We start from the raw sequence: 17,503 nt of genomic DNA on the forward strand, positions 1-17,503 counted from the left end.
TGCTGACTGGGCTACAACGGCTCCTGGTAATACCTGTCCGGTTCCGTGTCGGATGGCAGTAGTTCGTCGGCGCGTGAGTTCAGAGGAGAGAGCCTGCCCGTCGCAGGGCCGAGGTGGTAGATGAACGCCTAGGCTCTGTCCGCAAAGTCTGCCGCCGGCCGGCTGATCTCGCCGCTGGCAATCACGATCAGCCGCTTCGGTACTTCCTCCCCAGCCGCCGCGGCCAAGCCGTTCAGCCGCTGGTTCTCGGACATCGACAGGGCCTTGGCCCGGCCACCTCACTCGATGTGGTAACCCTCGTAGTGGATGGGGCTGTCGGCACCGCCCTCGTGGACGTTTCCGAAGCCGAAGACCGTGAGTTGCTCCAGAACAGCCTTCGGGAGTCCCTCGGGAGCCGGTGCAACATGCTGCCGAGGTTGTCGACATGCTCGTACCAGGCGCGGCAGACGTCGGCCAGGTTGGTGAAGGTCCAAGGCGGCGTGGAGACGGTCGTGCGTATCCAGTTGCCAGCGGCTTGAGTGACGTCGCCTCAACCATGGTGCCAGCAAGCGTAGTCCGAAACGTGATCAGGAAACCCACAGGTCCTGGCGAGGTCGTCGGACCTTGCGGCATCATGATATTCGGACTAAGGCTATGGTCGGAAAGAAGTGCATGTCTGAGACTGCGTTCGTTCCCGCGAGCGTTACCGCTCGCCACCCCTCCCTCCTGTTGATGAGGAACACGCACACTCGCCTCGCGAGCGTGGAGTTGTTCGCTGGCGCTGGTGGACTGGCACTGGGTTGTCAGGAGGCTGGGTTCGACCCGTTGGCGACCCTTGAGCTGGACAAGTGGGCCTGCGACACGGTGCGACAGAACCAGGCTCGGGGGAACGAGCTCGTCGCGAACTGGCACGTCGAGGAGGGCGATGTACGGGACTTCAACTGGTCCCGCATCACCGACGAGGTAGATCTCGTCGCTGGCGGCCCGCCGTGCCAGCCGTTCTCCATTGGCGGCCGGGGTAAGGCGGACGACGACGAACGTGACATGTTCCCGGCCACGGCGGAGGCGATCGCCCACCTGAGGCCCCGCGCGTTCATCATCGAGAACGTGAGAGGTCTGGCGCGCCCGAGGTTCGCCGATTACTTCCAGTACATCCAGGCCAGGCTTTCGCTGCCCCTCCTCGCCGCGAAGCCTGACGAACTGTGGGGAGATCACCTGCGGCGGCTCCGGGCGGCGGGCGAGGACGTCAGCAACCAAGAGTTGGCCTATCGGGTCATACCCGCCTTCGCTAACGCGGCGGACTACGGCGTGCCGCAGCAGCGCCAACGCATCTTCCTGGTCGGTTTCCGAAACGACCTGGACGTGACCTGGGAATTTCCGCATGTCACACACTCAAGACGCGCGCTTCTGCATGCTCAGTGGACAACTGGTGAGTACTGGCAGGAACATGAAGTGCCCAAGGCGAAGCGCCCGGAACGGCCTAACGTCCCTATACCTGAGGAACTGCGGCCGGACGAGGCCCAAGCGCGCTGGCGCACAATACGCGACGCGCTGGCTGGCCTTCCCGAGCCAACGCTGACAGGTACTGCGGGCGTCCTCAACCACGTCCTTCAACCGGGAGCTCGTTCCTACCCTGGTCACACCGGTAGTCCGGTGGACTGGCCCGCGAAGACGCTGAAAGCAGGGCGTCACGGGGTTCCCGGCGGCGAGAACATGCTGCGTGAGACAGACGGTTCCATTCGCTACTTCACGGTTAGGGAAAGTGCCCGCTTGCAGACCTTCCCGGACGACTACGAGCTGCATGGGCCTTGGGGCAAGGCGATGCGCCAGCTTGGCAACGCAGTCCCAGTCGAGTTGGCGCGGGTCGTGGCCGACAGCGTCCACGCCGCCCTGCGCGCGGAGGGATCCGAAGCATGACGGAGACGGAGACGCGACCCGGCACCCTCAACCTGATGCCTCCCCCCCGGATCTTGGAGATGATCGCGGAGGTCGACCTCCAACTTCACCAGTGCCTGTGCGAGTTGATCGACAACTGTCTCGACGAACTCGTCGAGGCCACCCGTGTCGATGAGACGCTGGAACCTCGAATAGACGTCATCCTGCCCACGGCGAGCAAGGTGAACCGGGGTGCCAAGGTCGTCGTGAGCGACAACGGCCGGGGAATGTCTCACGAGGAGTTGCAGTACGCCTTGAGTGCCGGCACGTCGGGTAAGCAACGGTTCGGCAGCCTCGGCCTTTTCGGCATGGGCTTCAACATCGCAACGGCCCGTCTCGGCACGATAACGGTGGTCCGTACGGGACGACGTGGCGACGACCATTGGATCACCGCCACTATCGACCTTAGGGAGATGCAGCGGCTGTCGTCGTACGAGGTGCCCCTTCGCTACGAGCGGAAGGCTCCCGACGAGCACGGCACTCTCGTCTCGGTGACGAACCTCCGCGAAGACGTGGTCGTCAAGTTGAAGTCGGCGAGCTCGATCCGGGAGGTCAGCAAGAACCTAGGCCGGATCTACACTTATATGCTGCGTGACCCCAACGGCCCTCATTCCGGCGCGCAGCTTATGGGCGGTTTGAACCAGCGCCTGTACGTCAACGCTCGCCAGGTGTCCCCTCTCGTGCCGTGCATCTGGGACCCGGCCCGGTCGGTTATGTACAAGGCTTCGGAAGCGCCTGCTGCCGAAGTAATCCACGTGCCACTCACCAACGCCTTCGCCTGTATGAATTGTGGGCGCTGGTACACCTCGAGGCACGACCAGTGCGTCGAGTGTGAGAGCGCTGACATCCAGGAGCGAGAGCGCCGGATCGTGGGGTGGCTGGGCGTGCAGAGGTTCGCCGATAAGTCCGACTTCGGTCTGACGTTCCTCCGGAGCGGGCGTGCGATTACAACCAGGGACAGGTCTCTGTTCGACTGGGAGGGGCCAGACGGAGACACTGAGCTGGAGTATCCGATCGAACTCGGTATGGGCCGCATCGTTGGTGAGATCCATCTCGACCACGCGCCGGTCAATGTCCGCAAGACCAATTTCGACACGTCGTCGCCGGAGTGGCGATACATGCTCGAGAAGGTGCGAGGCGACCTGCCCTTGCGTCCACAGCTCGCCAAGCGCCTGTTTAATCGTGAGAACGACTCCCCGATGAGCCGCTTCTTCAACGCCTTCCGGGAGAACAAACCGGGTCTCCGGTACCTCATGCCGGGCAACGGCAGCACCGCCATCCACAATGACGCAAAGAGATGGGCACAGAAGTTCCGCAGCGGGGACCCGGAGTATCAGTCCGACGAGAAATGGTACGAGGCTGCGGCCGATCATGATCGGGTCAAGCACGGACCACCGCCGGAGCCAGCACCGCCCTCCGACGAGGATGACTGGCTCAAGGGGGAGGGGCTTGGACATCTGGGGACGGGGGCGGCCGACGGCCACTCACCGTCCCCAGATCAGAAGCAGCCGGAGCCGGCCGCAGAGACACGGCCGGAGACCGAAGAGCAACGCTTCGCGAGGTACAGAGAGCATGCGACGCTGCTTCCTGACACTGACCGCGAAGTTCGCCTTGGTACCGCTCAGGCGATCCTTCGCGTCTACGTCACCTCTGGAGTCGAACTGCTCAAGGACGGCCAGCGGCAGCCTTCCGTGGTTCGGATCGTAGCTGGCGAGGTAGAGATCTACGTCGACTCCGATACCACGCTGATCGCGCGGTACGGATGGTCCCCGCTGAACGTCGCGCTCGTCTGCGCGGCACCGCAGTTGAAGAACGTGTACTCCGTACCGGGCTCCATCTACGGGTTGGTGGCCTCGATCCTTGAGCAGTTCCCGGACCGGCGGGTGGACTCCAGCTCGGTGCGTAGTCGCGCGGAGATGCTGCTGGAGGGCTTGCGAGATCGGCTCGCCGACCTCACTTCGAAGGACGCGGCCACGTTTTGGTCCGCCCTGTCCGGCCAGTCGAAGCGGGCCGCCGAGTCGTACGCCATCGCGGTGGCACCGGACGTCGATTGGAAGGCAGCGGTGGAGAACGGCGAGTTCGCACGCTATCTGGGAGTCGAGGGCGTCCTCGACCTCGTTACGAGCGGTCCCGAACTGGTACTGGACGGCGGGTTGTTCCGCACTACTTACGCTGCGCTCGGAGAGGAGACGCAGGCGGACCAAGTGGCCCGTGTTAGCGCCTTCCTCACCGACCTGAAGCGGATGGTGGTGGGCCCGCCCCTGCAGAACACCTTGGAACTGTCCCGCTTGCTCCTTACAGCGGACCTACTGGACGCGGAGATCGTCCAGGTATGAACAGATCGTTCCTAGAGCCGGCCTTCCTTGTCGAGGAAGGCCCGAAGGGCTTCACGCGTCAGCTGGAGCGGTTGCTTGGCCTGATCTCGTTCACGGATCTGGTCAACATCGATGGTCCCGGGGACAAAGGTGCCGACCTCCTTGGCCGACTCAACGGTGAGGACTGGATCTTCCAGTCGAAATGGAAGAAGTCGGGCAATGTGGATCGCGAGGCCGTGGACGAAACCCACGCGGCGATGCGGCATTACGCGATCCACCGGGCGGTAGTGGTCACCAATCAACTTTTCACCCAGAAGGCCAAGGAGCGGGCGGACGCGCTGAGGGACGTCGGAGTCAACGTGACCCTCTGGGACGGCCGACGGCTGGCGACGATCTACGATCGCGCTCCGGAGAGAGTCACGCCGTTCGACCTCCACCCCTATCAGGACCGTGCTGTGGAAGCGGCCTGGGCCGCCCTAGAGGACGCCGACGAGGCGCTCATCTACCTCGCTACGGGCCTCGGCAAGACGGTCGTCGCTGGCAGGGTGCTGCGACGATTCCTTCTCGCCAATCCGGGAGCCAAGGTGCTGGTCACTGCGCACATGATCGACCTTGTGGAGCAACTCGAACGGGCGATGTGGCGGGACATTCCCAAGGACGTACCGACCCGTCTGCTGCACGGCGATTCGAAACCGGATTCCTTGCCTGGCGTCACCTTCGGCGTATCGAACACAGCACGTGACTACATCCAATCGGGCTACGCCCCCGAGCTGGTCATCGTGGACGAGGCGCACCACGTGGGGGAGACCGGGAACTACGCCACGATGATGGGCCTGCTGCCCAAGGCTAAACGGATGGGCGTGACGGCCACGCCCTGGCGAGGCGACCGGTACGACATTGAGCGGACCTTCGGCGAACCAGTTGAGCGGGTGTCCATCTCGGAGGGCATGAGGCTGGGTTACCTCGCTGATGTGAAGTACCGCGTCTTCGCCGACAACATTGACTGGGACTTCGTCCGCCACGCCTCCGAGCACGGCTACTCCATCAAGGACCTCAACAAGCGGCTCTTCATTCCCGAGCGGGACGAGTCGGTTCGGGGACACCTCGAGAAGGTCTGGGACCAGACCACGAACCCGCGGGCCATCGTCTTCTGCCAGACGATCGAGCACGCCGAGCGTATGCGCGACCTGCTTGCCCGACGGCCCGGCTGGGAGCGGGCCGAGACGTTGCACGCCAGGCTGAAGACACGGGAGCGGCGGGCACGACTGCTCAACTTCCGTACAGGAGAAGTGCCCATCCTCGTCGCCGTGGACATCCTCAACGAGGGTGTCGACGTGCCCGACGTGAACATTCTCTGCTTCGCCCGGGTGACCCACAGTCGACGTATCTTCGTGCAGCAGCTTGGCCGCGGACTCCGTCTTCGCAAGGGTAAGACCCACGTGGAGGTACTGGACTTCGTCAGCGACATCCGACGGTTGGCCGAGGTATACGACATGCGAGAACAGGTGTCTGAGGGCGAGATCGAGCAGGTATCAGTCGGACGGAACCAGTTCGAGTTCGAGGACCTAAGGGTAAAGGGACTCCTGGACCAATGGATGGCCGACGTGGGTGACCTTGGGGGAGCCGACGACAGCGTCCGTTTGGAGTTCCCGCCCGTCGAGGGGGGCTGATGGCGACCCTTCCGGAACCGATTCGCTTGGAGATCTTCGCGGAGCTAGCCCGCCATTTCGATGCCCTGCGGTGGGAGGAGGTCTCTGCGCCCGCAGCGACGGAGATGTATGACCGGTTCGTCAAGGATCCCAAGATAGGCGGGCGACTCGCTAGGTTCATGCCCACGGAGAAGATACGCCCGTGGATCAAGGACGGACCAGCGAAGCAGTACCGTCGGGCGCTCGAAGGTGTCGGGCCGATGGCTCAGATGACGGCACGCGAGTACCCCGGTCCGCAGTCGGTTGTTCGGCTCGCCATGGGATCGGGATGGACCCCTCGCGCGCAGACACTCGACGTGAAACCGATGCGTTGCCTCGCCGATGGACCCGATGGTGAGTCGACCTTCATCACCTGGGGTCCGATGAGTGGCCTGCAGGGTATGGTCTGGCACGCCTGCCTACGCCGGGCGGAGTCCGAGTCGCAATTGATCACCATCGCCGTCACCAAGCCCAACACCGCACCGCTGCCCGACGACGATTGGCACCTCGCCCTCTCGCTAGCCACCACCTTGAGAGCTCGATGCGAGCAGGTCACCTACACGGTCTCTCGGAAGGCGACCGCCGGCTTGCGGAGCGTCTGATCACTTCGTTCTCGATCTTGTCTGCTACCTCGACCGGGTCAGTGTGCTCCCAAAAACGAAGAACGGCCCAACCCGCCAATGTGAACGCCCTGGTGGAGTCCTGATCGCGGCGTTGATTCTCCGCGACCTTGGCCGCCCAAAACTCCTTCCGATCCCCCTGTGCCGGCCGAAAGTGATCCGGACAGCCATGCCAGAAGCACCCGTCGATCAGGACGGCGACCCGCTGCCTTGTGAAGGCGATGTCGACCGTCCGTCGCAACGTGGGCACGGGCTTGAAGTTCACCCGGTACCGAAGACCGCGCCGATGCAACTCCCGACGCACTTTCATCTCGGGTGCGGTGTCGCGCCCTCGGATTCGGGACATACGCGCACTGACGACCGGGTCGACCCCCGCAGACATTAGACTCCTCCACCCGAACTTCTCGACTCCAGCGGCGACCCCGACAGTCCCACACGTCCATCAAGAGGCCGACGGGATCCACTAGAACGAAGTCCACGACGAGGTCGACAGCCGAGACCCACCAGCCGCCGGTCGTATGGGGCGAAGCGAGGCATAGACCGACCTTAGCCCGCCCCCTGGCACTGACCCGATCTGGGGCTGGTGGAGGCGTCTCCCTGTGTGATGGCCTTGTGTCGAAACACCCCGTCAGTGGCCCTACAGTCGAGCACGAGAGGCCACCGACGATGTCCCGTCCAGGACTGTCTTCTTGCCCTGGGTCTTGCCGAGGATCTTGGTGAGCTGTGACTTGCTGGGCAGCGTCAGTGGGCTCGTGCGCCTGGTGGTCGTCGTTGTTCGTCATTGGCTGCTGTTGAGCGGCCTCGGACGGCCCAGGTTGGCCGCACCCGGCTGACGCCGGCGCCTTCGATGCGCGCCCGTCTGAACCTAAGACGCCGTTTCTCTTGGTGGTAGGCATGGGTGGGCAAGCGATCAGCGGACCCGGTTGCTCCGGTCAACGAGGCATGCGCTGCCCGAGCTCCCGTGCCTTCTCGCGCAGTCCCGCATCCCAGGCATGCCCTTCGGCCGGAGCGGACATCCCTGCGGCTGCGGAAATCTGTGCATCTTCGAGTGCGCCATCCGGGGCGGATCGGAACTGCCCCCAGTCCACCCTGATCCCGGCGCGCTCCGCGAGAACCAGCACGGTGGCGGTGAACCCCTCGGAGAGCGCAAGCACTATGGCGTGGCTTGTTCTTCGGTGCCGCACCAGCAGGGCGTTGACGAAGATCTCGAAGACGGCCGGGTCGATCTGGCACTCGTCGTTCTCCATCGGTCCAATGCCTGATGAGAGCTCCAGCTCCGCCTCGAAGACCGACACTTGGCGTCGGAACAGACGGGAAGCTCCGTTGGACGGGTTCCACACAGTCTCGTCGCCTATATCGAAGTACTGACTCAACGCGGCACCTTCCGACTGGTCATGACAGGTGAGCGTATCCAGCTGGATCACCGCTGTCGTCGCTGTTATGACCTGGCCAGACGCCGGTAACAGATGAGGGCTGCGGCTATGCCGACGAAGCCCAGGAAGTGCTCAGCCTTGCGTTCGTAGCGGCGGTGAAGCCGACGGCAGCCGGCCAGCCATGACACTGTCCGCTCGACGACCCAGCGGTGTCGGCCCAGCCGCTGGGAGGATTCGATGCCCTTGCGGGCGATGCGATGGCGGATGCCCCGCTGGCGGAGCCATCGCCGCAGGTGGTCGTAGTCGTATCCCTTGTCGGCGTGAAGCTTGGCCGGTCGCCGGCGACGCGGGCCGCGCCGGGAGCGGATCGGGGGTATCCCGCGCACCAGTGGCTTCAGGCCGAGGCTGTCGTGCATGTTGGCGCCGGAGATGCCCAACGACAGGGGCAGACCGTTCCGGTCCGTGAGCAGGTGTACTTTCGATCCGTTCTTGCCGCGGTCGGTCGGATTCGGTCCGGTCAGTGGCCCCCTTTTGCGGCCCGGAGGCTGACGGAGTCGATCGCGCACCGGGACCAGTCCAACTTGCCGCGGGCGCCGAGTTCGTCGAGGGCGACTCGGTGGAGCCTGGCCCAGACCCGGTCCCGGCTCCAAAGGGCGAAACGCCGGTAGACCGTGGGCCAGGCCGGCCCGAACACCGGGGGCAACTGCCGCCAGGTACACCCCGAGGTGGCTACGAAGATGATCGCCGCCAGGCACTCGCGGTCGCCCGCCCGCCGTCGGCCGCCCCCCTGCGGACGTATGGCCTCCGTCGGCGGAACCACCCGCCGGAACAGCGTCCATAACTCATCCGGCACCAACCGCTCAATCAGACTCGTCATGCACCGCTCAACGAACGATCAGACCAAAGGAAACGACGTCTAAAAGAGCGTTTTGTCCCGGCGAGGTTGTTTGGTGGCGCTTCGAAGGGCGAGTAGGTCTGCGACTGCCGAGGCGAGAGTGGTCGATGCGGCCTGTGCGACAGGAGACGCCATATGTCTGACCGTTTGAGTCGAGTCGCTCCTGTCTGATCCCGAAGCGCCCCCGGTTGACGCTGTTTGCGCCCTGGGGATGCGTCGTGCCCGACGGTACTACCGAAACATGACGCGACAGCGCCCGTATCCCAGCGACCTGTCCGACGCCCGCTGGGAGTTGATCGGCCCCACCCTCACCGCCTGGCGGGCCGAGCGCAGAGGCAAGGGCCTGGACATCGGCCGCCCACCCGAGCACGACCTGCGCCGCATCATGGACGCCATCCTGTACGTCGACCGCACCGGCATCCCCTGGCGGTATCTGCCGCACGATTTCGCACCCTGGGAAACCGTCTACGGCTACTTCGCCGCCTGGCAGAAGGAAGGTGTCTTCGACCGGCTCAACGGCCTGCTTCGGCGCCTGGCGCGCGAAGCCGAAGGCCGGGATGCCGAGCCGAGCGCATGTGTCCTGGACGCGCAGAGCATCAAGACCTCCGCCAACGTGCCAGCGACCGGCCAGGGCATCGACGCAGGCAAGAAAATCGCAGGTCGCAAGCGCCATATCGGCGTCGACACCCTCGGCCTGCTACTGGCCGTCTGGGTGACCGCAGCGAGTGTCTCCGACAACACCGGCGGCATCCACCTGCTCACCCAGATCTCCGCCACAGCCCCTCGCGTGACCAAGGCGTGGGCCGACACCGGCTACCGTACGAAAGTCATCGACCACGGCGCCCGCCTCGGAATCGACGTCGAAATCGTCCAACGCGACCCCGGCGTCAAAGGGTTCAAGGTGATCCCCCGGCGCTGGGTGGTCGAGCGGACCTTCGGCTGGCTCATGCACCACCGCCGGCTCACGCGCGACTACGAGACCCACCCCCACCGGTCCGAAGCCATAATCCACATCGCGATGATCGACCTCATAAGCCGACGACTCACCAGCGAATCCACTCCGAACTGGCGCGACACCTGAACCTCGAACCAAACAACCTCGCCGGGACAAAACGCTCTTTAAGCCGACGACAGTCAGCCACGACGGCGGGTGCGCCGAGCGACCAGGCGCGCGTATGTCTCGCTGCACCCCCACGGACCTCAGCAACGGTGCAGTGCCGTCGACGGCAGCAGCACTCACCGGCCCGGTCGTGGGCACAGCACAGAGTCCCGCTTCAGGAGAGAGTCAGGTGGATTGTCCGCTGGCCCGAGGCTTCGGTGCCTAGCATGCTGACTGTCGATTCGATCACGTACGCGTGCCGCAATTAGGGGTTCCAAGAGGCGGGCTGTCTTCCGGTGGAGCGAGCAATGTTCTCGATAGTTTCCTTCAGCACGTCGTAGATAGAGTCTGATAGCTGACTCAAGAAGTCGACGTTGAATCGAATTTCCGCCGATGATGACGGAATTGTCGCGCCGCTATGGGCGATTATATTTCTGACCTTGAGGATCTGCCGCAGCCGCTGCTCAAGGCCGCCGACGACGGGATTTGACAAACCGGAGACTATCGGCATGACATACGTTGAGTCAAAATGGCGAGATATAGCCCTCCAGGGACTTTCCACCCCGGCGAGTCGCATCAAATCCTTTACGGTTTCAGGGCCTGGATTGCCTGATGTGTTAATGGCGAACTGAGCTTCGATCTTCCCGACCGTCAATGCTTGAGCCGCACCCACTCCGTCACTGATGCGCTCTGCAGGTTCCCTCGATCTGCCGTGGCGGTTGACTTCAAGTGCTGCGGTCAGGTTTCGGGAGACGAGGCGAACCTGTACGTCTTCAGGTAGATCCCAAAGGAGAACGGGCGGATTCGCGTAATTGTGGCGCTCTAACGCGTATGTGACCACATCCTTAATGAACTCTTCAAAACGGGCGCACAGTAGTACAATCGCACCTGCCAACAAAGGTCCGGAGTTTGGGCGCGGACCTGCGAGATACGTGAGGGCGGGGTCGCGAAAGTCGATCGAATCAGCAAGATTGAGCAGCGTGTGTACTTCTGCAAGCTGCGCCCTGAACTTGTCTCTGGGCATGGCTAACCTAGAACTCTGTGCAACAGATTGATGATTTCGTTAGTTAGTTCCTCCAAGCGGCTCCCCGGGGATCGCTGCAAGCGCTGGAATTCGCGATGGCTCAGAAGATCTTTCAGACCCTCCTGAATCTGTACAGATCGACGAGCCAGGACGTCCTCTCGAAAACTGCGAACGGCGGCCATTTCTGCGTCATATAGAGAGGTGATCGTGCGAGATGTTGCCTCACCTCGACGTGGATCCCACTGGCGGAACGCTAGGAGACCGAATGCTGTAGAGCATTTTGAGAGAGAGGAAAGGAACTCGTCGCGGTCCGCCTGAATCTCCACTTCGCTTAGCAGGTTTCCCCGCATTAGTGCCCGCGTCAATGCCTCTGCAGTGAGAGGAGTGCGGTCACCTCCGAAGTCTCGCAACGCGAAATACCGTAGAACTAGCTCAACATCACGCATTTCTCTTTGGGATGCGGAGCTGATCTGGAGCGCGGACTGAAATGCTGGCCCGGCTGAAAGTGTAACGAGCATTCGATTGAATGGGCCCGGGTGTAGGGCATTACGCATTTCCTGTGCTGTTAGATGAACGCCTCCCGTGTTCAGTCTGGCAAAAACTGCGTACTTCATGTCTGGATCTGAGGGCTGGGCAATAATGACCGCCCGAAGGGTTGATCTGGAAAGCAGCGAACGCGCCATTGTGGGATCGAGTTCGCCAAAAGTCAATCCGTTAGCCTCAGGCAAAACCTCAAGATCGGTCAGCGGGAACCCGTTTGAAACGAAGTCAATAATGCTAGAAACCCGCTGTTTTCCGTCAATGATGGAATATCGACCGTCGGTATTCTCGGCAAGAAAGATGGGGGGGATGGGTACTTCCAGCAGGAAGGACTCAATCAGACGCGATTTGCGAGTGACGTCCCATCGGTATCGACGCGCATACTCCGGATCCAGGTCTAGCTCATGCCCTTGGACGAGGGAAACGAGACTGGAGAGGCTAAAATCCAGTGCGTGAGAATATAGATTGGACTTTTTCTGGACCCAACGTTCCCTTAGGCCTGATTCCGCGCCTCCGAGAGGCGTCGAATCGCCTCCTTCGGCATTATTTTCTCTATGCATTCTTTGACTTTGCCTCTTTGGGTCCATTTTGTCAGGGCGGCGGAAGGCTATCGGCGCTATAGGGTGAGAGTACATGTCACCTGGAAGCTGTGCCGGGCTGTTCGGTGGATCAGATTGAGCGATGCGACGGGATCTTTCTTGCGGGCTCGCACCGGATGGTCCTCGCCTCCTCCCGGGCTCCAAGGCGAAGTAGCAACGGCCCACGCCTCACCTCGGCTTGCGGGCGGGCGGGTCGGTTGGAGCGATCCTTTGCGTCTCGGCTCTACCTCGAAAGCCTGGCTCCCCCCGCGGCACGGGCGCCGGCCGGGCTGGAGCGGGGCGGAGACAGGAGCGCAGGCCCGGCCGGCGCCCGTGCCGCGCGCGGTGAGCGGAGCGAGCCGCCTTGAACCAGTAAAGAAAGTTGTAACTCACTGGCTGGCAGCGATACTGCTGCCCGGTCCTGAGCTTCGATGTTCTGCGATGCGTCGGGCGTGTTCGGCGGCTCGTAGCAGGGCGTGAGCGACGCGTTCGGCGTCATCCGGGCGTAGGTAGATCTCATCCGTCCAGAGCACTGACAGCCGTACGGTGCCGTTCAGCAGGTTGGTTGCCACGTCCACCTCGACGCCGTTCCTGGTGGCGTCGCTGACGTTCAAGTCCTGGTCGCTGCTGTAGGCACATGTAGGCGAGCATGCCCGAGGACCAGCCCCAGGGTGAGAGGTCGGACCTTAGCCGAGTGAACCTAGGCGCCCCCTGTGTGGGGCTTGAAGGTGTATGCACAGGCTGGGAGTTCGACGGCTTGGCGATTAGTCAGCGGCAGGAAGATGACCGGCCGGATCGTCCACGTGATGCGGGTGCTGGCCTGGGTGACTGACACTGTGCAGGGTTCTAAGCGCAGCAGGGCTCGTCGGGTTTCGGCGCGGCCGTCGTGGAGCCACGCCCAGACCTCGTCGGAGGCGTCCGGGTCGAGTGCCGGTGAGATGGTGCGGAGTGCGATGGCGACCCATCTGTCTGCCTGGGGTGCGGAGTAGGCGTCGAAGGATGCCCGGAGTGCCGGCCACCGCATCCCGTGGGTGAGGTCTTCGGTCCAGCACTCGCACCAGAAGCCCCGACGGGGCTTGTCCATCAGCACGGGTAGCCTCCCCGCTGGGCGTTGACGAAGAGTTCCGCGGTGACGGTGTAGCCGCCGTTGGTGCCCTGGACGACGACCCTGTGTGCGAGGGCGCTGACCATGTCCAGGCCCCGGCCGTGCTCGGCGTCCTGGTTCTGGTGCTCGACCTTCGGGGCGCCTCCTCCTCCGTTGTCCGTCACCGACAGTGCGATCACCTGCGGTGCCACAGCCAAGGCCAGATGGAAGCTTCCGTGTTCCCCGCCGCTGCTCGTGTGGAGGAGTGCGTTCGTGCTCAGCTCGCTGACGATCAGGGCCGCGTCGTCCGCCAGGGGCGATCCGCGCAGGATGTCTCTCGTCCAGCGGCGGGCCCGGCTGACCTCTTCCGGAAATCCTGGGCAAGTCAGTCCCCAGACTCGGACTCGACTCGTATACTCGTGCATACAAGTTCCTTCGTGCTGGTAGGCCGCCATGTGCAGCGGGTTCGGGCTAGACGAGTTTCACGCCGTCGTGGGCGCGGACAGCCGGCGGGGTCATGGCGTCGAGCGCGTCCAGGACGCGGATCGCATACGCCTCGTCGGCAAGCTCGGTGACTTCTTCGCGGGTGGCCCAGCGCAGGGCGCGGGTCTCGTCGCCGGTCGTGGGCGTGCCGTCGGCGGCCTCGCAGCGGAAGACCAGGGAGACGATCAGGCCCGTCATGTTCTTGTAGACGCCGGTCAGGGTCGCCGGAAGGGCGATCTTGATGCCGGTCTCTTCGAGGACTTCGCGTTGCAGGGCCTCGGGGATGGTCTCCTCGCGTTCGAGGACACCGCCCGGCGGCTCCCACTTGCCGTTGTCACGGCGCTGGATCAGGAGGGCACGGCCCTGGGCGTCGACGACGACCCCGGCGACGCTCACGGAGTGCGGGCGTTCTGTGCTCACGTTCCTCGGCCCTCCCGGATGGCTAGGCTCTCCACCGTAGCAACTTCACTCGCCCACTCGTCTAGATACCTAAAGGAGTACACACAGTGAGCCCTCTTTCTTCGGGCCTCCTCGGCGACCTGGATCCCACGAGCGATCGTGCGGTCTTTCGGCAGATCGCCGACCAGCTGCGCGAGGCGATCGACCGTGGGCGATTCCGCGAGGGCGAGAAACTGCCCTCCGAGGCGGAGCTGGTCGAGCATTACGGGGTCTCCCGGATGACCGTCCGCAACTCCTTCTCCATCCTGACCGGCGAGGGCCTGGTCCACGCCGAGCACGGCAAGGGCGTCTTCGTCCGGCCCCGGCCGCCCGTGCGGCGCCTGGCCTCCGACCGGTTCGCCCGCCGCCACCGCGAGCAGGGCAAGTCCGCGTTCATCGTGGAGGCAGATGCGGCCGGCAGTCACCCACAGGTCGACAGTCTTGAGGTCAAGGAAGAGAAGGCCAGCCAGGACGTCTCTACCCGGCTCGGCTCCGTCCGGCGCGTGCTGGCCCGGCGCCGCCGGTATCTGCTGGACGGGCGGCCCGTGGAGTTCGCCACCTCCTACCTCCCTCTCGACATCGCTCGCGGTACCCAGATCGCCGAACCCAACCCCGGTCCCGGCGGCATCTACGCCCGCCTCGAAGAGCTCGGCCACCGCCTCGACCACTTCGAAGAGGAGATTCGCGCCCGGATGCCCTCGCCCTCCGAGGTCAAGACGCTCCACCTCGCGGCTGGCGTGCCCGTGATCCACCTGATCCGGACCGCCTTCGACACCGAGGGACGGGCCGTGGAGGTCTGCGACACGGTCATGGCGGCGGACGCCTACGTGCTGTCGTACCAGCTTCCTGCGACCTGATCGTCATGGTTTGCGGTGGTGCGCGAGGGACGCTTCCTCAACTCGTACACCCCAACACGCTTGCTCGTATAGACGAGTGGGCAAGTTGTGTGGCAGGGTGATCGTCGTGAGCCCGGGAGATCGGGTCCACGGATCGCTACATGTATAGACGAGTAGATAGGAAGTGTCCTGTGCGCACCATCCGTGTGGAGACCACCGCCGCCACGATCCTGCTGACCGAGGCCCCCGAGCCGAAGGTCCGCGACCGTCAGACCGGCGAGATCGCCAAGGACGCGGTGAGCGGTGAGGCGCTGATGACCATCGGCGTCGTCTACATCGAGGACGGGGAGTCGTCCCTGATCAAGGTCACCGTGCCGGAGGGCGGTGTCTCCGAAGGGCTCGTTCTCGGCTCGCCCGTGTCGCTGCCGGGGCTCATCGCCCGGCCGTGGGAGTCCGTGTTCAACGGCCAGCAGCGTCACGGCGTCGCCTACCGGGCCGCCGCCGTCACCCCGGCCGCCTTCCCGGCCGGCGCCGGGGCTGCCGCCTGATGTCCGACCTGACGACACTCCTGGAGGTGGGTGGACCCCTCGCCGCACTCGGCGGCGGGGCCGCCTACACCCGGGCCAAGCATCCGGCGGTCTACTGGTCCGCGGTTGGTGGCCCGATGTCCACGGTCCGCCTGCTCAGCTCGTACGGCTCCGTCATGGAAGCCTGCGGCCTGACCGTGGCGCCCTCCCGGCTGCGGGTCCTCGCCGTCAAGGCCACCACCCGGCGGGAGGTCCGGGCGGTCCCGCCCCGCCGGGGAATTCTCCGTCCCACCTCGACCGGGTTACGGCTTCGGCTCCGGCTGGCTCCCGGGCAGGAACCCGCCGACGTCGCCGCATCGGCCGAACGCCTGCGGCACGCCTGGGGCGTTCACGCCGTCTACGTCACCACCGTCAAACCGGGCGTTGTCGAACTGCGGCTTGTCGGCTACGACGTCCTGCGGCGAGTGCGGATGCCCCGCAAGAGCGGTGGCGGCTTCCTGAAGGTGCCGGTGGCGCTGCGCGAGGACGCCGTGCCCTTCGTCCGCGACTACCGCACCGTTCCCCACCAACTCACCCTCGGCGCAACCCTGTCCGGCAAGTCCATGTACCTGCGTCACCTCATCTCCGGACTCGCTCGTCAGGATGGTGTCGCGCTCGTCGGCATCGACTGCAAGCGGGGCGTCGAACTGGCGCCCTTCGCCGCCCGCCTTTCCGCCCTCGCCACCGACCCCGACGAAGCCGCCGAGCTGCTGCCCGTGCTGGTCAAGGAAATGGAGGACCGATACGACCTGATCAAGGAAAGGCAGGGCATCGCGCCCGGCACCCCGGACGAGGAGATCACCTCTGACATCTGGGGCCTGCCTGAGCGTGAACGCCCCGTGCCCATCGTGCTGTTCGTCGACGAGGTGGCCGAGCTCTTCCTGACCGCCACCCGCAAGGACGAGGAACGCCGCGACGAGATGGTCACCCAGCTCATCCGCCTCGCCCAGCTCGGCCGCGCAGCCGGCATCTACCTCGAAGTCTGCGGGCAGCGCTTCGGCGCCGAACTCGGCAAGGGCGCCACCATGCTCCGCGCCCAGCTCACCGGCCGCGTCTGCCACCGCGTCAACGACGAAGCCTCCGCCAAGATGGCCCTCGGCGACATCGCCCCCGAAGCCGTCTACGCCGCCTGCTCCATCGCCCCCGAGACTCCCGGCCTCGCCGTCGCGGGCGACACCTCCGGCGGCTGGTCCCGCATCCGCACCCCGCACCTCTCCCTCGCCGACGCGGCCGCCATCTGCCAGGACTCGGCCGACCTGGTCCCTGACATCCCCGCCCTCAAGCCCTTCCGGCCCGACGTCCCCGTACGACCGCACACCACGCCTGCGGGCCCGGTCGTGCAGCCGCACCCCGTCACCGACTGACCCACCCCCGGCATCGCTGTGCCATGTCCCTACCCCTCCGTGCCCGAAACCGGAAGGAGCCGCATCATGCGCGCCCAGCTGGCCCGCGTCGACGCGGTGCTCGTTCAGGCGCTCATCGCCGCCGCACTGTCCTTCGCCCACCTCCACGACGTCGCCGCAGCCGCTGGCCAGGACGGATGGAAAGCCTGGGCCTACCCCGTCTCCGTCGACCTGCTGCTCGTCGCCGCCTGGCGCCGACTCCGTACCGGCACCACGAAAGCCGCCGCTTGGTGCTGGTTCGTCATCGCCCTCGTCGCATCCCTCGGCGCGAACGTCGCCACCGCCGGTCTCCTCGACCTCGGCAGCGTCCCGGCCTGGCTCCGGATCCTCGTCGCCGGATGGCCAGCCGTCGCCTTCCTCGGCGGCACCCTCCTCGCCCACTCGTTCCCAAAGGCGCCGGTCGTCGTAGCGACCACCGACGACGACCAGGAGCAAGAGCCCGAACCGGCTCCCGAGACGCAGGCCGAAAAACAGCCACCCGTACCCCCAACTGTCCCGGTCCCGGCCGCTCTCGTCGCACACGCCCGCAAGGTCGCCAGCGAGCACCACACCCGCACCGGCACGCCAATCGACACTCCGACCCTCCGCGCCCGCCTCGGCGTCCCGGCCCCCATGGCCGAAGCCATCGCCGCCCAGCTCTGAAAGGA

At 64.7% G+C, this 17,503-nt stretch carries 19 protein-coding genes; 9 read left to right on the forward strand and 10 right to left on the reverse strand.

Annotated elements, in window-relative coordinates:
* Positions 1–128: 128 nt before the first annotated feature.
* A complete protein-coding gene (locus tag OHB00_RS34220) occupies positions 129–254 on the reverse strand; it encodes a hypothetical protein (RefSeq protein ID WP_406440568.1) in 126 nt (41 codons plus the stop codon).
* A 487-nt stretch (positions 255–741) separates the two neighbouring features.
* Here OHB00_RS34220 and OHB00_RS34225 point away from each other — a divergent pair, with 487 nt between their 5' ends.
* Genes OHB00_RS34225 through OHB00_RS34240 form a run of 4 tightly spaced genes read left to right on the forward strand, consistent with a single transcriptional unit; the run spans position 742 to position 6,519 of the window.
* Entirely contained in the window at positions 742–1,896 is a 1,155-nt protein-coding gene (locus OHB00_RS34225; protein ID WP_406440570.1) for a DNA cytosine methyltransferase, read from the forward strand.
* Positions 1,893–4,250: an ATP-binding protein gene (locus OHB00_RS34230; protein WP_406440572.1), complete on the forward strand. Its 2,358-nt coding sequence runs from the start codon at positions 1,893–1,895 to the stop codon at positions 4,248–4,250. Before OHB00_RS34225 ends, OHB00_RS34230 begins: the two co-directional genes overlap by 4 nt.
* Complete coding sequence (locus OHB00_RS34235; protein WP_406440574.1) at positions 4,247–5,899, forward strand: helicase-related protein; 1,653 nt, start codon at positions 4,247–4,249, stop codon at positions 5,897–5,899. The genes OHB00_RS34230 and OHB00_RS34235 overlap by 4 nt, the downstream gene beginning before the upstream one ends.
* Complete coding sequence (locus OHB00_RS34240; RefSeq protein ID WP_406440576.1) at positions 5,899–6,519, forward strand: hypothetical protein; 621 nt, start codon at positions 5,899–5,901, stop codon at positions 6,517–6,519. The genes OHB00_RS34235 and OHB00_RS34240 overlap by 1 nt, the downstream gene beginning before the upstream one ends.
* Here the strand turns inward: OHB00_RS34240 and OHB00_RS34245 are convergent.
* From OHB00_RS34245 to OHB00_RS34255, 3 genes are all read right to left on the reverse strand, one after another.
* Positions 6,470–6,919 carry a very short patch repair endonuclease gene (locus OHB00_RS34245; RefSeq protein ID WP_406440577.1) on the reverse strand — a complete coding sequence of 150 codons (450 nt, stop codon included), beginning with the start codon at positions 6,917–6,919 and terminating at the stop codon, positions 6,470–6,472. The two genes, OHB00_RS34240 and OHB00_RS34245, sit on opposite strands and share 50 nt — an antisense overlap.
* A gap of 550 nt (positions 6,920–7,469) precedes the next feature.
* Complete coding sequence (locus OHB00_RS34250) at positions 7,470–7,961, reverse strand: DUF6086 family protein (protein ID WP_406430047.1); 492 nt, start codon at positions 7,959–7,961, stop codon at positions 7,470–7,472.
* A gap of 14 nt (positions 7,962–7,975) precedes the next feature.
* A protein-coding gene (locus OHB00_RS34255; protein ID WP_406430049.1) for an IS5 family transposase occupies positions 7,976–8,787 on the reverse strand; the annotation gives its coding sequence in 2 pieces (ribosomal slippage) (positions 7,976–8,430 and positions 8,430–8,787; 813 coding nt in all).
* 259 nt (positions 8,788–9,046) lie between these two features.
* On the opposite strand from OHB00_RS34255, the gene OHB00_RS34260 reads away from it, so the two are divergent.
* Positions 9,047–9,886 carry an IS5 family transposase gene (locus OHB00_RS34260; protein WP_406440579.1) on the forward strand — a complete coding sequence of 280 codons (840 nt, stop codon included), beginning with the start codon at positions 9,047–9,049 and terminating at the stop codon, positions 9,884–9,886.
* A gap of 283 nt (positions 9,887–10,169) precedes the next feature.
* On the opposite strand, the gene OHB00_RS34265 is transcribed toward OHB00_RS34260, so the two are convergent.
* The 6 genes from OHB00_RS34265 to OHB00_RS34290 all read right to left on the reverse strand — a co-directional run bounded on the left by OHB00_RS34265 (position 10,170) and on the right by OHB00_RS34290 (position 14,009).
* Entirely contained in the window at positions 10,170–10,928 is a 759-nt protein-coding gene (locus OHB00_RS34265; protein WP_406440581.1) for a HEPN domain-containing protein, read from the reverse strand.
* 2 nt (positions 10,929–10,930) lie between these two features.
* Positions 10,931–12,028 (reverse strand): DUF262 domain-containing protein, encoded by a 1,098-nt coding sequence (locus tag OHB00_RS34270; protein WP_406440583.1) that lies wholly within the window; start codon positions 12,026–12,028, stop codon positions 10,931–10,933.
* 407 nt (positions 12,029–12,435) lie between these two features.
* Entirely contained in the window at positions 12,436–12,660 is a 225-nt protein-coding gene (locus OHB00_RS34275) for a hypothetical protein (RefSeq protein WP_406440584.1), read from the reverse strand.
* An 86-nt stretch (positions 12,661–12,746) separates the two neighbouring features.
* Positions 12,747–13,130: a hypothetical protein gene (locus OHB00_RS34280; protein WP_406440586.1), complete on the reverse strand. Its 384-nt coding sequence runs from the start codon at positions 13,128–13,130 to the stop codon at positions 12,747–12,749.
* Complete coding sequence (locus OHB00_RS34285; protein ID WP_406440588.1) at positions 13,130–13,555, reverse strand: ATP-binding protein; 426 nt, start codon at positions 13,553–13,555, stop codon at positions 13,130–13,132. The genes OHB00_RS34280 and OHB00_RS34285 overlap by 1 nt, the downstream gene beginning before the upstream one ends.
* A gap of 46 nt (positions 13,556–13,601) precedes the next feature.
* The gene (locus OHB00_RS34290; RefSeq protein WP_406446117.1) at positions 13,602–14,009 is read right to left on the reverse strand and encodes an NUDIX hydrolase; all 408 of its coding nucleotides are present in this window, start codon (positions 14,007–14,009) and stop codon (positions 13,602–13,604) included.
* A 110-nt stretch (positions 14,010–14,119) separates the two neighbouring features.
* Here OHB00_RS34290 and OHB00_RS34295 point away from each other — a divergent pair, with 110 nt between their 5' ends.
* The 4 genes from OHB00_RS34295 to OHB00_RS34310 all read left to right on the forward strand — a co-directional run bounded on the left by OHB00_RS34295 (position 14,120) and on the right by OHB00_RS34310 (position 17,498).
* Positions 14,120–14,908: a GntR family transcriptional regulator gene (locus OHB00_RS34295; protein ID WP_093500510.1), complete on the forward strand. Its 789-nt coding sequence runs from the start codon at positions 14,120–14,122 to the stop codon at positions 14,906–14,908.
* A gap of 170 nt (positions 14,909–15,078) precedes the next feature.
* Positions 15,079–15,435 (forward strand): hypothetical protein, encoded by a 357-nt coding sequence (locus OHB00_RS34300; protein ID WP_406440590.1) that lies wholly within the window; start codon positions 15,079–15,081, stop codon positions 15,433–15,435.
* Positions 15,435–16,817 carry an FtsK/SpoIIIE domain-containing protein gene (locus tag OHB00_RS34305; protein WP_406440592.1) on the forward strand — a complete coding sequence of 461 codons (1,383 nt, stop codon included), beginning with the start codon at positions 15,435–15,437 and terminating at the stop codon, positions 16,815–16,817. The genes OHB00_RS34300 and OHB00_RS34305 overlap by 1 nt, the downstream gene beginning before the upstream one ends.
* 66 nt (positions 16,818–16,883) lie before the next feature.
* On the forward strand, positions 16,884–17,498 hold the full coding sequence (locus tag OHB00_RS34310) for a DUF2637 domain-containing protein (protein WP_406440594.1): 615 nt from the start codon (positions 16,884–16,886) through the stop codon (positions 17,496–17,498).
* Positions 17,499–17,503: the final 5 nt, after the last annotated feature.

This window comes from Streptomyces sp. NBC_00631, assembly GCF_045206895.1.
In the GTDB taxonomy this organism is placed as follows: Bacteria; Actinomycetota; Actinomycetes; order Streptomycetales; family Streptomycetaceae; genus Streptomyces.